Origin of the sequence: Burkholderia orbicola (genome assembly GCF_900100915.1) — a bacterium.
In the GTDB taxonomy this organism is placed as follows: domain Bacteria; phylum Pseudomonadota; class Gammaproteobacteria; order Burkholderiales; family Burkholderiaceae; genus Burkholderia; species Burkholderia orbicola.
Window position 1 is genome coordinate 804434 of sequence record NZ_FNKW01000003.1, and the last position, 16457, is coordinate 820890.

Annotated in this window: 13 protein-coding genes; 7 read left to right on the forward strand and 6 right to left on the reverse strand. The window is 68.8% G+C overall.

What is annotated here, in order from left to right:
* The first annotated feature begins 281 nt into the window (after window positions 1–281).
* From BLS50_RS33515 to BLS50_RS33525, 3 genes are read left to right on the forward strand one after another with little or no spacing between them, the layout of a single operon-like run.
* Entirely contained in the window at window positions 282–1481 is a 1200-nt protein-coding gene (locus BLS50_RS33515) for an efflux RND transporter periplasmic adaptor subunit (RefSeq protein WP_074808199.1), read from the forward strand.
* Window positions 1478–4669, forward strand: a complete 3192-nt coding sequence (locus BLS50_RS33520) for an efflux RND transporter permease subunit (protein WP_074808202.1) — start codon at window positions 1478–1480, stop codon at window positions 4667–4669. The genes BLS50_RS33515 and BLS50_RS33520 overlap by 4 nt, the downstream gene beginning before the upstream one ends.
* Window positions 4666–6060 carry an efflux transporter outer membrane subunit gene (locus BLS50_RS33525; RefSeq protein ID WP_074808206.1) on the forward strand — a complete coding sequence of 465 codons (1395 nt, stop codon included), beginning with the start codon at window positions 4666–4668 and terminating at the stop codon, window positions 6058–6060. The genes BLS50_RS33520 and BLS50_RS33525 overlap by 4 nt, the downstream gene beginning before the upstream one ends.
* Window positions 6061–6165: 105 nt before the next feature.
* Here BLS50_RS33525 and BLS50_RS33530 read toward each other — a convergent pair whose 3' ends face one another.
* From BLS50_RS33530 to BLS50_RS36145, 4 genes are all read right to left on the reverse strand, one after another.
* A complete protein-coding gene (locus BLS50_RS33530) occupies window positions 6166–7068 on the reverse strand; it encodes a LysR substrate-binding domain-containing protein (RefSeq protein WP_074808208.1) in 903 nt (300 codons plus the stop codon).
* 208 nt (window positions 7069–7276) lie between these two features.
* The gene (locus BLS50_RS33535) at window positions 7277–8188 is read right to left on the reverse strand and encodes an NAD-dependent epimerase/dehydratase family protein (RefSeq protein WP_011549258.1); all 912 of its coding nucleotides are present in this window, start codon (window positions 8186–8188) and stop codon (window positions 7277–7279) included.
* Between the two features lie 343 nt (window positions 8189–8531).
* The gene (gene ampC / locus BLS50_RS33540; protein WP_074808211.1) at window positions 8532–9701 is read right to left on the reverse strand and encodes a class C beta-lactamase; all 1170 of its coding nucleotides are present in this window, start codon (window positions 9699–9701) and stop codon (window positions 8532–8534) included.
* A gap of 92 nt (window positions 9702–9793) precedes the next feature.
* Window positions 9794–10102 (reverse strand): hypothetical protein, encoded by a 309-nt coding sequence (locus BLS50_RS36145; protein WP_175849108.1) that lies wholly within the window; start codon window positions 10100–10102, stop codon window positions 9794–9796.
* A 210-nt stretch (window positions 10103–10312) separates the two neighbouring features.
* Between BLS50_RS36145 and BLS50_RS33545 the strand changes: the two genes are divergently transcribed.
* The 3 genes from BLS50_RS33545 to BLS50_RS33555 are packed head-to-tail and all read left to right on the forward strand — an operon-like array spanning window position 10313 to window position 14408.
* Window positions 10313–11629, forward strand: a complete 1317-nt coding sequence (locus tag BLS50_RS33545) for a hypothetical protein (protein WP_074808214.1) — start codon at window positions 10313–10315, stop codon at window positions 11627–11629.
* A complete protein-coding gene (locus BLS50_RS33550) occupies window positions 11623–12405 on the forward strand; it encodes a DUF1266 domain-containing protein (RefSeq protein ID WP_027812087.1) in 783 nt (260 codons plus the stop codon). The genes BLS50_RS33545 and BLS50_RS33550 overlap by 7 nt, the downstream gene beginning before the upstream one ends.
* A gap of 14 nt (window positions 12406–12419) precedes the next feature.
* Window positions 12420–14408, forward strand: a complete 1989-nt coding sequence (locus BLS50_RS33555; protein WP_229278430.1) for a DUF4034 domain-containing protein — start codon at window positions 12420–12422, stop codon at window positions 14406–14408.
* Window positions 14409–14454: 46 nt separating this feature from the next.
* Here BLS50_RS33555 and BLS50_RS33560 read toward each other — a convergent pair whose 3' ends face one another.
* On the reverse strand, window positions 14455–15267 hold the full coding sequence (locus BLS50_RS33560; protein WP_027812089.1) for an alpha/beta fold hydrolase: 813 nt from the start codon (window positions 15265–15267) through the stop codon (window positions 14455–14457).
* Window positions 15268–15337: 70 nt separating this feature from the next.
* Window positions 15338–15811, reverse strand: a complete 474-nt coding sequence (locus BLS50_RS33565; RefSeq protein WP_027812090.1) for a hypothetical protein — start codon at window positions 15809–15811, stop codon at window positions 15338–15340.
* Window positions 15812–16217: 406 nt separating this feature from the next.
* Between BLS50_RS33565 and BLS50_RS36495 the strand changes: the two genes are divergently transcribed.
* The gene (locus tag BLS50_RS36495) at window positions 16218–16352 is read left to right on the forward strand and encodes a hypothetical protein (protein WP_006767081.1); all 135 of its coding nucleotides are present in this window, start codon (window positions 16218–16220) and stop codon (window positions 16350–16352) included.
* The last annotated feature ends 105 nt before the right edge of the window (window positions 16353–16457 follow it).

Genomic DNA, 16457 nt, shown 5'->3' on the forward strand with positions numbered 1-16457 from the left:
TGCAAGCGAGCACGCCTTTCGATACGCGCAACCGCTCGTCCATCCCCTCCGCATGGCCGGCCCGAATCGCCTGAACAGGCATTCGGGCCGCGCGTCGTCGCTGCCCTTGCACTCCGTCGCCCTGCTCCGCGAAACCGGCTCGCGCGTGGCCGCCGCAGGCAGCGATTCGTGACTGCGCAGTACAAGTTCTTATGCCGCTTCATCCGTTTATCCGGCGCGCGCCGCGCACGATACTTCGCACCGTCAGGCGCCACGCGCCCCACTCGACATCTCGTACGCATATGAACCGATATCCAGGATTGAAGCGCATCGCGCGATCGGCCGCGCTGGCCGCCATTCCGCTGGCCGCGCTGTTCGCGTTGTCCGGCTGCCAGTCGGACGACAAGGCTCCGGCCGCGACGCCGAGCGTGATCGTCAGCGCGCCTGTCGCGCGCGACGTCAACGACGTCGACGTCTACACCGGCCGCTTCGAGGCGGTCGACACCGTCGACGTGCGCCCGCGCGTGAGCGGCTATCTCGACAAGGTCGCGTTCCAGGACGGCGCGACCGTCCGCAAGGGCGACCTGCTGTTCGTCATCGACCCGCGCCCGTACCAGGCGGCCGTCACCGCCGCGCAGGGCGCGCTCGAACGCGCGCAGTCGCAACTGAAGCTGAGCCGGCAGGATTTCGAGCGCGCGAGCATCCTGATCAAGACCGACACGATCGCGCAGAGCCTCTACGACCAGCGCAGGCAGGCGGTGCAAAGCGCGCAAGCCGAGGTGACGAGCGCGCAAGGCGCGCTCGAACGCGCGCGGCTCGACCTGTCGTTCACGCGCATCGTCGCGCCGATGTCCGGCCGCATCAGCCGCAAACTCGTGAGCGAGGGCAATCTCGTGAAAGGCGGCGACAGCGATGCGACCGTGCTGACGACGATCGTGTCGCAGGACCCGATCGACATCTATTTCGACGTCGACGAGGAAAGCTACCTGCGCTATACGCGCGAAGCACGGAAAAGCGGCGGCAACGCGTCGTCGCGGCAGGTCGCGATCGCGCTGCCGGGCGACGCGCAGCCGTCGCTGGCAGGCACGATGGATTTCGTCGACAACCGCCTCGACGACTCGACCGGCACGCTGCGCCAGCGCGCGCGCGTCGCGAATCCGGACCGGCGCCTGAGCCCTGGCCAGTTCGGCCGCGTGTATCTGTCGAGCCGCGTCGCGCACCCTGCGCTGCTCGTGCCGGATGCGGCCGTCGCGACCGATGCGACGCGCCGCGTGCTGTACTTCGTCGACGCGAACGGCACCGTCGCGATCCGCCCGGTGACGCCTGGCCGTCTGCATGGCAACCTGCGCGAGATCGACGCGGGGCTGAACGCGGGCGATACCGTGATCGTCGACGGCTTCCAGCGCGTGCAGGCCGGCGACAAGGTCAAGGCCGTGCCGCGCGCGATCGAAGCGGCCGCGGTGGCCCGCGCGGCGAGCGGCACGACCGGGAGCGCGCAATGAACCTCGGCCGCCTGTCCGTCCAGCAGCCGGTGCTCGCGATCGTCCTGTCGATCGTGCTGACGATCGCCGGCGCGCTGGCCTATTTCTCGCTCGCGGTATCCGAGTATCCGGACATCGCGCCGCCGACCGTCGTGATCCAGGCGACCTATCCGGGCGCCTCCGCGGAAACGGTCTCGCAAACGGTGTCGACGCCGATCGAACTGGAAGTGAACGGCGTGGAAGACATGCTGTACATGTACAGCCAGGCAACGTCCGACGGCAGCCTGAACATCACCGTGACGTTCAAGCCCGGCACCGACGTCGACAAGGCGCAGGTGCTCGTGCAGAACCGCGTCGCGCTCGCCACGCCGCGCCTGCCCGAGCCCGTGCAGCGCAGCGGCGTGTCGGTACGCAAGTCGTCGCCGACGCAGCTCGCCACGATCTTCCTGTACTCGCCGGACCAGCGCTACGATCCGCTGTACGTATCGAACTATGCGATCCGCAACGTCGCGGACGTGCTCAAGCGGATCGAAGGCGTAGGCGACATCAACGCGCTCGGCGCGCGCGAATACTCGATGCGCATCTGGCTCGACCCCGAGCGCGTCGCGTCGTTCGGCCTGAGCCCGGCCGACCTGATCGCCGCGGTACGTTCGCAGAACACGCAGCTCGCGGGCGGCGTGGTCGCGCAGGCGCCGATCACGAACCAGGCGTTCCAGCCGAACCTGATCTTCGAGGGACGGCTCAAGCGCCCCGAGGACTTCAGCGACATCGTCGTCAAGCAGGGCAAGGACGGCAGGCTCGTACGGCTGAAGGACGTGGCTCGCGTCGAAGTCGGCGCGCTCGCGTATGCGACCGACAGCTACATGCTGCGCCATCCGACGATCGCGCTGCAGGTGCTGCAGCAGCCCGGCGCGAACGCGGTCGCGACGATGGCCGCGGTCGAGAAGAAGATGGCCGAACTGTCCCGCGACTTCCCGAAGGGCATCGTCTACAACATCGGCTACAACCCGACCGCGTTCATCGGCGACAGCATCCACGAACTCGTCAAGACGATCTACGAAGCCGTCGTGCTCGTCGTGTTCGTCGTGCTGCTGTTCCTGCAGGGCTGGCGGCCGTCGATCATCCCGATCCTGTCGATTCCGGTGTCGCTCGTCGGCACGTTCGCGGCGATGGCCGTGCTCGGCTATTCGATCAACAACCTGACGCTGTTCGGCCTCGTGCTCGCGGTCGGGATCGTCGTCGACAACGCGATCGTCGTGGTCGAGAACGTCGAGCGGCACCTGGCGGCCGGCGCCGGGCCACGCGACGCGACGCTGCTGACGATGAAGGAAGTCGGCGGCGCGCTGTTCGCGATCACGCTCGTGCTGTGCGCGGTGTTCGTGCCGACCTCGTTCATTCCCGGCATCTCGGGCCAGTTCTTCCGCCAGTTCGGCGTGACGATCGCCGTGTCGACCGCGATCTCGTTCTTCACGTCGGTGACGCTCGCGCCCGCGCTGTCGGCGATGATGCTGAAAGCGCACGCCGGCGACCATGACGCACCCGCGCCGACATCACGCATCGCCACGCTGTTCGCGCCGGCGCTGCGCGTCGCGCGACGCTTCTCGAACGCGTTCAACCGCCTGTTCCAGCGCCTGTCCGATGCGTATGGACGGCTGGTCCGGAGAGTCGTCCGGATCATCCCCGCCATGACCGCACTGTACGTGGTACTGATCGCCGCGACCGGCTATCTGCTCGTATCGAGCCCGAAGGGCTTCATTCCCGCGCAGGATCGCGGCTACCTCGTCGTGCTCGTGCGGATGCCCGACGGCGCGACGCTCGAACGCACCAGCGCGGTCGCGCGCAAGATCGAGGACATCGCGCTGTCGGTGCCCGGGGTCGCGCGCGTACCGGTGTTCTCCGGCGTCAACGCGGCGACCGGCACGAACTCGGCGAACAGCGCCGGCCTGTTCCCGGTGTTCCAGCCCTGGCCGGAACGCAAGGCGCGCGGCCTGACGATCGACACGATCGCCGCCGAGATGCGCAAGCGGCTCGCGACCATCACCGAAGCGTCAATCGTCGTCGCGATGCCGCCGCCGGTGCAGGGCCTCGGCAGCACGGGCGGCTTCGCGATGCGGCTCGAAGACCGCAACGGCCTCGGCACCGCCGCGCTCGCGAAGGCCACGCAGGATCTCGTCGCGGCCGCGAACCGCACGCCCGGCATGGTCGGCGTCTACACGCCCTACTCCGCGACGAGCCCGCAGGTGCACGTCGAACTCGACCGCGAGAAGGCCGAGATGCTCGGCGTGCCGAGCCAGGCGATCAACGATGCGGTCGAGACGTATTTCGGTTCGACCTATATCAACGACTTCAACATCGTCGGGCGCACCTATCGCGTGACCGCGCAGGCGGACCTGCCGTTCCGCGTCGGCGCGTCGGATCTCGCGCGGCTGAAGGTGCGCAACCGCGACGGCGAGATGGTGCCGATCGGCAGCGTGACGCGCATCGACGACATGCTCGGCGTCGACCGCGCACCGCGCTACAACCTGTATCCGGCCACCGAAATCAACGGCGATACCGCGCCGGGCCTCGGCTCGGGCTTCGCGATCAAGACGATGGAAACGCTGGCGAAGCAGGTGCTGCCGCCCGGCATTTCGTTCGAGTGGACCGATCTGTCCTATCAGCAGACCACGGCCGGCAACACGGGGCTGCTCGTGTTCCCGCTGTGCGTGCTGCTCGTCTACCTGGTGCTCGCCGCGCAGTACGGCAGCTGGAGCCTGCCCGTCTCGATCCTGCTGATCGTGCCGATGTGCCTGCTGGCCGCCTCGCTCGGCGTGCGCGCGCTCGGCCAGGACGTGAACATCCTCACGCAGATCGGCTTCATCGTGCTGGTCGGGCTCGCCGCGAAGAACGCGATCCTGATCGTCGAGGTCGCCCGGCAGCTGGAGGCCGACGGCGCCGAGCTCGTCGAGGCCGTCGTCGAGGCCTGCGTGCAGCGGCTGCGCCCGATCGTGATGACGTCGCTCGCGTTCATCCTCGGCGTGCTGCCGCTCGTGATCTCCGAAGGCGCGGGCGCGGAAATGCGCCAGGCCGTCGGCGCGGCGGTGTTCTTCGGGATGATCGGCGTGACGTTCTTCGGGCTGCTGTTTACGCCCGTGTTCTATGTGATGGTTCGCCGGCTCGCGATGCGCAAGACCGCTGTCGCAGCCGTCGCGACGGAGGCTGTGCAATGAAGTTCGTTCGACTCGTGGCCGCGCTGTCCGCGGCGGCCATCCTGACCGCGTGCACGAGCGCGCCGGTCGCCACCGTCACCCCGCCGCCGCTGGCCGCGACCTATGCGAACGCGGATCTCGCGGCCGGCGGCCCGGCCGCCGACACCGGTGCGTGGTGGCATGGCTTCCACGATCCGATCCTCGACCGGCTGGTCGACACCGCGCTCGCGAACAACCTCGACCTGCAGGCGGCCGTCGCTCGCATCGACGCGGCGCGCGCGGTGCGGATCGGCGCGGCGTCGCAATGGTTCCCGTCCGTCGACCTGAATGCCGGCGCCAGCCGTCAGCGGCAGTCCGCATCGCAGGCGTTCCCGACCGATACGCCGACGACCGGCAACGCGTTCGACCTGAATGCGAGCCTCGCATGGGAGATCGACATCTTCGGCCGCATCCGCCAGGGTGTGTCGGCAGCCGACGCGGATATCGCATCGGCGCAAAACGATGCGGCGGCCGTGCGGATCGCGACGATCGACGAAACGGTGCGCACCTACGTGACGGTGCGCGGCCTCGAACAGCGGCTCGCGCTGGTCGAGGCCAACGCGTTGAGCCAGCGCGGCACCGAGGAATCGACACGGCGCCTGTTCGACGCGGGCGTCGTGCCGATCGCCGACGTCGACCGCGCCGCCGCGCAGACGGAAACGACGCTGGCCGAGCTGCCCGCGCTGCAACTGCAGCGGCAGGCCGCGATCCACCGGCTGTCGATCATCACCGCGTCGACGCCGCAGGACATCTATGCGCGGCTCGACCCGCCCGCGCCCGAGCCGGTGTGGACCGCCGCCGCGCCGGGCATCGGCACGCCGGCCGACCTGCTGCGTCGGCGGCCCGACGTGCGCGCGGCCGAGGCACGCGTCGTCGCGGCCTATGCGCGCATCGGCGTCGCCGAGGCCGACCTGAAGCCGCACCTGCAACTGATCGGCGTGATCGGCGCGGCGATCGACGGTTTCTCGGGCGCGTCGCTCGCACGTTCGCTCGCGTGGATGGCCGGCGCCGGCGCGAGCGCGCCGCTGTTCGACGGCGGCCGGCGCCGCAGCGTCGTCGCGTTGCGGCGCGCGCAGGCCGATCAGGCGCTCGCCGCCTATCGCACGGCGGTGCTGACGGCCGTCGGCGACGTCGAGACGTCGGTGGCCGCGACCGCCCGAAATCACGGCCGGACCGAGCGCCTCGAGCGCGCGGTATCGAATGCGCGGGGTGCGTATACGCAGATCAACCGGTCGTGGCGCAGCGGCGAATCGGCGTTCATCGATACGCTGGAAGTGCAGCGTGCGCTGCTCGCGGCCGAGGATTCGCTCGCACAGGCGCGCACCGAGGAAACGCTGAGCCGGGTCAGGCTGATGAGCGCGCTGGGGCAGTAAGCGCGCGGTTCGGGTTCGATCGATGCGCGAAGGGCGACGGGTTCGATGTCATGCGAACCCGTCGCCCTTTTTACGTGGCGTGACCCCGTGCGGGCGGCATCGACATCAATCGATGTCGCCGCCTGCCTTCAACTGCGCGCTCACATAGTCGAGAAAGCTGACGATGCGCGACGACAGCGTCGTGTTGCGATAGAACACCGCATGAATCGGCTGGCGGAACTCGAGGGTGTCGTCGACGAGCAGTTCGACGAGGCTGCCATCGCGGCGATGCGTGCCCGTCATGTAATCGGCGAGGCATACGACGCCCGCGCCATTGAGCGCGAGCGTCAGCAGCGTCTCGCCGCTCGACGCCTGCAGCGCCGGATGAATGCGGTACACGGCATCGTCCGCGGTGCGCAGCGGCCAGTGGTTCAGCGTTTCCGGCTGCACGAAGCCGAGCAGCGTATGGTTCGCGAGATCGGCGACGCTCGCCGGCACGCCGGCTTTCTCCAGATAGGCCGGGCTCGCCAGAATGCGCAGCCGGCTGCCGCCGAGCCGGCGCGCGTGCAGCGTCGAATCGCGCAGCTCGCCGATCCGGATCGCGACGTCAGTGCGGTGTTCGAGCAGGTCGATGACCTCGTCGCTCGTATGAAGTTCGGCCTCGATCGCCGGATACGCGTCGCGAAAGCCCGACATCATCGGCGCGATCACATGCTGCATGAACGGCATCGCCGCATTGATCCGCAACCGCCCGGCCGGCGCCTCGCGCTGGCTGACGATCTGTTCCTCGGCGAATTCGACCGACGCGATGATCTCGCGCGCGTAGTCGAGAAAGAGCTTGCCCTCCTCGGTCATTTCGAGGCGGCGTGTCGTGCGGCGGATCAGCGTGGTGTCGAGTTTTTCCTCGAGGCGCCGCAGAATCCGGCTCATCACCGAGGTCGGCTGATGCAGTTTGTCCGCCGCGCCCGTCAATGAACCGGTATCGGCGATGGTCACGAACGCGAGCATCTCGTCGAGGGTCGTCTTCATGGTCGGCAGTCGTCAGCGGTGTCAGGGACCGTCACGATAGTGCCGCCGCGCCGCTTTGATAAGCGGGTTCGCGCGCGAATCATAGTTGATTTCGATTCAATAATGCGCGGCGAATATTGTCGGAATATTCGGGCGTGAAACGGGCGGCCGGGTCTGCAAGCACGCGCGGATCGACGCGCGTTTCGTCAGGCAACGCGGTGCGGCAGCGTCAGGCCGCGACGGGCATCTCGTGGCGAATCCAGTCGAGCATCGCGCCGTGCCGCGGCGCCCACCCGAGTTCCCGTCGCGCCCGCAGCGCCTTCACGCGGCTGTTCGAGGCGAGCGAGAAATGCGCACGCGAGTGACCGAGCACCTCGGCGGCATCGGCGACGTCCCATTCGACGACCGAGCGCAAACCGAGCCGCGCGGCGAGCGCGAGACCGATTTCCGCGAACGACGCTTCGCCGTTTTCCGCGAAGTAGAACGCGCCCGGCGGCGCGGCATGGACCGCGCGCAGATAGAGATCGGCGACATCGTCGACGTGCACGTTCGACCAGCGGTTCAGCCCCTTGCCGATCACGCGCACCGCGCCGGCGTCGCGCGCAATGGCCGCGAGCAGCGGCAGTTGCGCGCTGTCGCGACGCAGTCCGAGGCCGTCGCCGTAGATCATGCTGTTGCAGATCACGGCCGAGCGGATGCCGAGGGTGGCGGCCGACATCACGAGCCGGTCGATCGCGCGGCGCTCGGCCTTCGCGGGGTGGACGATCGGCGTCGTTTCGTCGAACACGATCGCGTCGCCGTGCGCGCCCTGCGCATCGTCCGCGATCACGCTCGTGCCGCTCGTGTGCAGGAACGCCTTGCCCGAGCCGCTCAGCGCCGCGATGATCGTCTCGACGGCCTCGCGGTGATCGCTGCTCGCCGCGTTGACGACGCAATCCGCGTCGCGCGCGAACGCATGCAGCAGCGCCGTATCGTCGAGCGTGCCGACGACCGGCATGATGCCGGCCGCCGCGAGTTTCGCGGCGTTGTCGCCATCGCGCGTCAAACCGGTGACGACGTGCCCGGCCGCGACGAGCCGCGCGGCCACCGATCCGCCGATGTAGCCGGTCGCGCCCGTCACGAATATCCTGCTGCCTTTCATCCGCTGCTCCGGGAAGCGAGGCGGGCCATGCGGCGCACGTCTCGCGAAATATCGTGCGTCGCAGTATCGACGGCCGGTGCCGTCGGCGGAAGAGGTGAATCGCTAAAACAGTTTTGCGCGCGGCGGGATGATGGGTCGTGTCGGACGAAACCGGCTTCGATGGGCGTGCAGCCGTTCGCGGTGATCTCGTGCCACCGGCCGCACGTCGTCAAGCGCGGCCCCGCCCGTGATTCCGCTCCATGCGATGCTCGATCGGCCCGCCTCCGTCGACCGGTATCGCGCTCGCCGCGCACCGGCTTGCCCGCTCCTCATCGGTATTTCCCGACAGGCGGACATGGCGACGTCACCGCCCATCGCCGAGCGACCCGAGAATCCGGTAGGCGACCTTCACGCGGTCCTCGATCGGCACGTTGCCGTTCGCGAGCATCACGATCCCGATCCGCTTCGCGGGCACGAACGCGACGTACGTGCTGAAGCCGCCGGTCGAGCCCGTCTTGTTGATCCAGGTCGCGGGGTTCGGCGCGAGCGGCGGCTGGATCGCGCTGGCCGGCACCGCGTCGAACAGCATCTTCGGCGCGTTGCCGGCGAGCAGCGTCGGCAATGCGACCGGGTACGGATACTGTTCCCAGATCAAGTCCTGCGTCAGCGGCCCCGCGCGGAAATAGCCGGTGTGCGTGCGTTCGATCGCGCGCTGCAGGCGCGGCGCCGTCTGGATCATCCCCAGGTTCGCCTGCACGAAGCGCAGCAGGTCGGCCGCCGTGGTCCGCACGCCGTACGCCGGCTGCCACAGCATGCCTTGCGACATCCGCACCGGCTTGCCGTCCTTCGTGTAGCCCTGCGCATAGTCGGTCATGCGCGCGGCGGGCACGTCGATGTACGTGTGCGTCATCCCGAGCGCGGGAAAGAGCCGCTGCTCCATCAGCGTCGCGAAATCCTCGTGCATCGCCTTCGCGGTGAGCCAGCCGAGCATGCCGATCGCGACGTTCGAATACTTGCGGTGCGTGCCCGGCGCATACTCGGGCCGCCACGCGTCGAGATAGCGGATCAAGCCCGCATCGTCGCGGATGCTGTCCGGCACCTGCAGCGGCGTCCCGCCGGGCGTGTGCGTGCCGAGCTGAAGCAGCGTGACGACGCCGAACGGCTTGCCCTGCAACTCGGGCAGATATCTGGCCACCGGGTCCGCGAGCGACAGTTCGCCGCCCTCCTGCGCGTCTGCGGCGAGCGTCGCGGTCAGCGTCTTGCTGACCGAGCCGATCTCGAACAGCGTGTCGCCGGTCACCGGCTTGCCGGTCTGCTTCGACATCACGCCGTAGTCGAACACCTGCGGCTTGCCGTCGGCGACGATGCCGATCGCCATGCCGGGGATCGCATACTGCTTCATCAACGGAGCGATATGGCGCGTGACGGTGTCGTGGAGGTCGTCCTGCGTGACGGCGGCCGCGCGACCGGCCGTGGCGGTCGCGCATGCGGCGACGAACAGGGTCGCGACGACGCGTGTCGCATTGAATCGCATGAGTGCGGTTCCTTCTATTTCCGATGGTTGCATGGACAACAGATCCGGCCGCGTCGCGCGGAAAAGGCGGCGGCCGGCCTGTCGAAGCAGGACTATCTGCTACCGTCCGATCGCCAACAATCGACGATATGTTGCGCGAGCCGAAAGAAAAACTTATGAGATAGGCGGAATGCGGGACGAGGCAGCCGCCATGCCGGGCCACTCACCCGTTTTCCGCGAAAACCTGTCGGTTTTAACAGCATCGAATCCGGCGACCGAATGGCGCCGCGTCGAAAATCGGCAAAAAAGAGATAAGTCTTGTCAGATCCACGGGCGCCGGCCAGCCGCGCGATTGATTCATCCGCACGGATCGAAGTAGACTCGCGGAAGCCAAAAATAAAATCCGCCCTGAGAGAATCCATGAATCGCCCTTTTCCGTTCGTCCGCTCCCGAGTCATCGGCTCCCGCGCGCTCGCGTGACGTTCACGCACCGACCGACCTGAAACGGAATACGCGACGCCGCCGCGTTTGTTTGCGCGCGTCCGCTCGCCGTTTCGCCCTTGAGCCAGAAGAACCGCCAGGGTCGCGCGCGCACCGCCCGCGCACGCCCTGCCCGACCGGAGAGTGAGCCCGTGACCGAAACCGTGGCCGCGTCGGCCTATCGGCCGCGCGATGTCGTCAATGCGCCCGACGTCAAGGCGGCCATCGCCCGCCGCAGCACCGCGCGCGGCGATCCGGCCGAGATCCGCGCGTGGCTCGGCAACCATTTCTTCCGCTGGGTCGTCGGTGCGTTCGAGCAGGCGCAGCCGCTCGCTTCGCTCGCCGATTACCGCGCGCTCGCCGGGGCTGATCGGCCGGCACCCGAATGGCTCGTGCGCCGGTTCCGCGCGCAACCGGCATCTGCGACCTCAGCGGCATCCCCGGCCTCCGGCCCGGCGGCCGACGCGGCGCGGCCGCCCGCCGCCGAGCCGGCGCCGCTCTACTTCATCGATCCCGAGCACATGCTGCTGATCGACCGCGAACGCGTGCTGGTCGAATTCCTGCGCTCGCGCGCCGGCACGCGGCTCGCCCAGAAACTGCAGCGCATCACCTGTGCGATGGCGCTCGACATGTGGGAACGCGAGCACCAGCGGATGCAGGCGCGCCGCGACAAAGGCTGGGTGCCGAGCAGCGGCCTCGCGTTGCGCGAGGTACTGCGTACGCCGAACGGGATCGTGTTCGAATTCGTCGGCGATCATGCGGCGCTGCGTGAGGAGCTCGCATACGAGTCGTACTACATGCAGCACTGCCTCGGCCAGTTCGCCGATCGCCGACGGCTGCGCGGCGGCTACGGCGAGCAGTACGCGCAAGCCGCGCAGGACGGCCGGCTGCGCCTGTTCACGCTGCGCGGCGCGGGCAACCAGCCGCACGTGACGATCAGTCTGCAAGCGAGCGGCGACGGCCTGCGCATCGACCAGATCAAGGGCAAGCAGAATCGCCATCCGGTGCGCCGCTATGCCGACGACGTCCGCCAGTTCCTGCGCGCGCTCGCGCCGCGCGGCGAGCGTCACCCCGATTGCGAGGGCATGGGCCTCGTGTTCGAGCCGGATGCACCGGGCGCGGCCACCGGCGCCTGGACCTTCGTCACCGACGTGCGCTCGCCCGACCATCTGCTGAGCGTGATGAGCGCCAACTTCCACCTGATCGAGCATTTCGAGCAGCCGCCGGCCGTGCTGCAATGGCTGCTGCTGCGCAACGCACCCTATGCGCTCGGCCAGTTGCGGCAGATCGATCCGGCCGTCGCGGCGGCCGCGCGCCATGCATTGCCGGCCGATGCGCTGCCCGCCGCGCGTGCGCCCGACGCACCGCCGGCCACGGCCGCATTCGAGATCGAAGGCATCGCGATCGACCCCGCGCTGTGCGCGGCGTTCGCGTTGCCCGCGCCGGCGGACGGGAGTCCGTCATGCTGAAACTGCTGCTTGGCGCGGTCGCGCTTTGGCTCGTGTGGTACGTATGGCGCTCGTTCCGGGTCGCCGCGCGGCTGGTGCGCGAAGTCGACGCCGACCAGGCCGCAGGCGCCGACAGCGCGGTGCCGGTGCGGCAAACCACGGCCGTCCGGCTCGCGCATGCGCAGGCCGAGCAGGCGCCGCCGAACCGCCGCCGCTGGGCGCTCGCGCTGGCCGACATCCTGCTGATCCGCAACGGGCTGCGCTGCGATTGCGACGACCTCGTCTATACGCTGCCCGACTCGCAGCGCGAACAGCTCGCGCGCCAGCTGCGGCGCGAACTCGACCTGCCGGCCGACCTGCCCGAGTGGCAAATCGTGCAGCGCGTGCCGTCGATCCTCGCGGGCTGGATTCGCGGCGTCGGTCGCTCGCACGACGGCTTCTACGAACAACTCGCCGCGCTCGGGCGCGTGCGCGACGCGCTCGCGTTCGACTGCGCGCGCACCGCGTTTCTCGTGCGCTGCATCGCGCTGCTCGGCTGGGCGTCCGAACAGCACGCGTGGGTCGTGCTGCTGCTCAATGCGCAGCGCGCGCAGGACAGCTTCGAGAGCTGGGAAGATTTCGGGCTCGCGTATGCGCGGGCGCGCCAGCAGTGGCTGCGCGGCAGCGGCCAGGACGGCCCCGCGTCGTCGCGCGCCACGCAGGAAGTGCGCGAGTACCTGCGCAATCCGTCCGGAAACTGGCTTGCGCTGCCGTGGAAGCGCTACCGCATCTTCGATCCCCAACCCGTTTCGTCATGACCGCCGATACCGACATGTCCTCCGCTTCCGCCGACCTGATTCCGCCCGCGCCATCCCGCTGGCACATTTGCGACGTCGACGCGCTGCTGCGCGCGGGCGACCATGCTGCGCTCGACGCGCAACTCGATGCCGCGCTCGCCGCCAGCTTCGCCGATCGCACCGCCGAAGCACGGTACGTCGACGCGCTGCCGGCCGACGTGCAGCCGTGCATCGACGCCGGCACCGAAGGCCTCGCGCGCCTGCGCGCGTGGCAGGCCGCGAACCCGCGCTCCGCGCATGCGTGGCTGTGCGAAGCGCACTACTGGCATCACTGGGCCTACGAATACCGCGGCAGCGGCTGGGCCGAAACGGTGACCGAAGCCGGCTGGATCGGCGCGCATGCGTGCGCGACGCTGACGCTCGTCGCCGCGCTGCGCGCGCTGGTGCTCGCGCCGACGATGTGGAGCGCGCCGATGGTGATCTTCACGAGCGTGTCGTCGTTCGGCGAACCCGAATGGCTCACGCAGCTGGTGCGCGAGCGCCGCTGGCCCGTCACCGAGTTGCACCTGAACGCCGGCGCCGAAGACGAAGCCACGCGCGCCGAACTGCAGCACATGTTCGCGCGTTCGGGACTGAATCCCGACGTGCCGGCCGCCTGCCCGCCGGAATTTCCGGACGCGCTGCCCGGCGCCGTCCAGGGCAAGAAGCTGCGCAAGGAAAAGTGGTACTGGATGGAAGCGACGCTGCACGTCCACCCGAAGCTGTTCTTCCCGATGCGCACGTTCATCTGGTACATGCAGCCGCGCTGGGGCGGCTCGCACGATCACATCCGCGCGTTCGTCGCGTCCGACGCGTGCGCGCACCTCGACGCGGTCGAGAAGGACCGGCTGCTGCACGAGATCTGGCGCGACGACTACGCCGGCAACACGCTCGACGCGGATGACGACGAAGACGATGCGCGCCGCGCGATGACCGCGACGCTCGCGCGTGCGCAGGCCGCGCTGCATCCGTATCACCGCTGGGAGACGCTGCACTGGCTCGCGTACAGCCATTTCAAGCGCAGCGAGTACGAACAGGCCTACGCGCGGCTGCAGGAAGCCGAACGCAACGAGCCGATCGACGACAACCGCGCCATGGCGATGGGTTTGCGGCTGGCGCTCGGCCTCGATCCACAGGGCGGCTGGCTGCCCCGCGCGATCGAACGTGCATCGGACGCACGCGCGTGCACGTCGGCGATGATCCTGCGCGGCTACGCCCATCGCACCGGCACGTTCGGCTTCGCCCAGGACGACGCGCGCGGCGACGCCTGGCTCGAAGCTGCGCGCGAGAACGAGCCCGGCTCGCTCGCATGGAACCAGATCGCCACCGCGTTCGAGTATGAAAACCGGCGCCCCGCCGATGCCCTCGCCATCTGCCAGCTCGGCTACGAGGCCGGCGGCGATTCGTGCGACTACCTGCTCGGCTGCTTCTACAAGGAAGGCATGCATGTCGAGGCCGACCCGTACCGCGCCGCCCACTACTTCCGCGAATCGATGGAGGCCGGCGGCAACATGGCAGCGTACCGGCTCGGCTACACGTACCATCACATCGGGCAGACCAGCACGGACCGTGCCGAACGCGTGCGCATGCAGACCGAGGCCGTCGAGGCCGCGCGCAAGGCGCACGAGATGGGGCATACGGACGGCCTCGAGTGCATGCTGATGTTCATCGGCGACATCGAGGACTATCCGTCGCGCCATCGCTACGTCGACGAACTGCGCCGACATGCCGAAGGCGGTCACCCGGCCGCGATGGCCGCGCTGTCGTTCTTCCTTGCCGACATCAACGACAAGTCGCTGTACGACTATCGTGAAAGCGTGCGATGGATCATGGGCGCGCAGGCCATCGCACCGGACGACGAATACGTGCTGAACATCACGCGTGTCAGCCACGAAGACGGCATGCTCGGGAAGCTGCGCTACAAGCTGCAGCGCAAGCAGATCAAGGCGCACGAGATTCCGGGCGCCGACAACGCAATGGTCTGAACCCGGGCCGACGCACGCGCCCGCTCGCCGGCGGGCCGTGCGTGCATCATCCCGGCAGCCGGTCGAGAAACGCCAGCATCGCCGCATTGAAGCGCGCGGGCCGCTGCAGCGGCGCGAAATGGCTCACGCCGGGCAGGATCGTCAGCGTCGCGCCCGGGATCGTCCGCGCCAGGTACGCCGCATGCTCGGGCCGGATGAATTCGTCGTGCTCGCCCTGCACGATCGCGACCGGCACGGCGATCGCCGCGAGATCCTGCGCGGTGTAATTCGGTTGCGTGCGCATCATTTCGCTGACGGCCGCGACGAACGCGTCGAACTGCTCCGGCGTCGCGGACAGTCGCACATAGTCCTTGCGATGCCGCGCGAAGCAGCGGTCGATCAGCGGGCTCGGCGCCATCTCCTTCGTGCCGCCCGGATCCATGTTGCAGGCGAAGAAGAACACGCCGGCCGCGCGTTCCGGTGCGCGCGCGGCCAGCACGAGCGCGATGCACGCGCCGTCGCTCCAGCCGACAAAGCGTGCACGGTCGACCTGCAGCGCGTCGAGGACGGCCAGCACGTCCGATGCCATGCGTTCGTAGGAATAGGGCCGGTCGTCGCGCGTGCTGCGGCCGTGGCCGCGGCTGTCGATCACGATCGCGCGGTAGCCGGCCGCGAGCAGTGCCGGCACCTGGTTGCCCCAGTTGCCGGCATGACCGAGGCCGCCGTGCAGCAGCACGACCGCCGGCCCCCGGCCGAACGACGCGTGCCAGATGCGCGCGCCGTCGTGGTCGAGCCATCCTTCGGCGTCGGCTGCCGGCAGCGGCGTGCCGCCGTGCGTGTCGAAGCGAACGAGTTCGTCGTCGTCGAGTTCCGCATTCATCGTTCAGCCATCCTCGAGAAGGAGACGAGCTTGCGATTGTAATGCGGGCGGCCGATGAGGTCGTGGCCCCTCAGGCCTGCGTCGACACCAGTCCGCCCGACGGCGAGCCGCCAGATTTCTCGAGCGCCGCGGCGAGTTGCGAGATCGCCGTCGCCAGCGCAGCCGAAATCGCACTGGCTTCCGCGCTCAGCGACTGCTGTTCGACGGCCGCGGCCGGATCGTCCTTCGCGCGCTGGGCGGCGGTGGCCATCTGCCGCTCCAGCGTCGCGAGTTGCTTCTGCAGCCGCTCGATCAGCGCCTTCAACTGGGCAACCGCCGGGTCTTCCGACGATGCGCCCGCCGCACCGAGCGTTTCGCCGGTCGCGCCGGCCGCATCCTTCGCGCCGGAGGGGCTGGTCGTGCCGCTCGCACCCGTCGTGCCGTCCGTGCCCGTCGTGCTCGCGGCATTCGTTGCGCCGGTGGGCGACGTCGGGGCGGACGGGTTCGCGGCCACGCCGCTATCCGCGAGCGGGGATCGGGCGGTCGGGGAGAAATCGATCTGCATCGTGTCGGTCCGTAATGTCGATAAACGAAGTGACAGGGCGAAAATCGCCTTCCAGTTCGTTTACGGCATTCGTCACACGAAACTTGAATATCGGGGCCGGGTGGATTGCCGCGCGATGAGCACAATGGATCGGGAAAGGGCCAGATTGGCGGCATGACGGCGCTGGTAAAATCGCCGCTTCGCCGGCTGGCTACGCACGTCGAGCGCCTCCCTCGGGCCCGACCGCGACGCCGCCGGCTTCGACTCCCGGCCCCGTTGCGCGCGGCATGCGACATGGGCCGGCGCCGCGATCGCGGCTTCCCGAGTTGCCGTTTCCGTCCGTCCGCATGCGTACTCCGCTCGCCCGCTCGAGCGGCGAACGCCGCGCGGCACACATTCACCTCATCACGCATTCGAGGAACACACGATGGCCCGCATCGGCGCCTTCTGCATCACGACGTGGCTCGCCGCCGCGATTCTCTACTTCGGCCAGCACTCCGTCGCGATGATCGTGCTCAGCGGTGTCGTGGTGTTCGGCGGATTCGATCTGCTGCGTCCGTAAGTGCGCGGCCGAACGGCGTGCCGTCGTAAGCGCCGCCGCCGGCTTGCAATCCACGACGCTTCGTCGAGCCGCGCGATGATGGCTTCCCCCCTCTCACGGCTGACC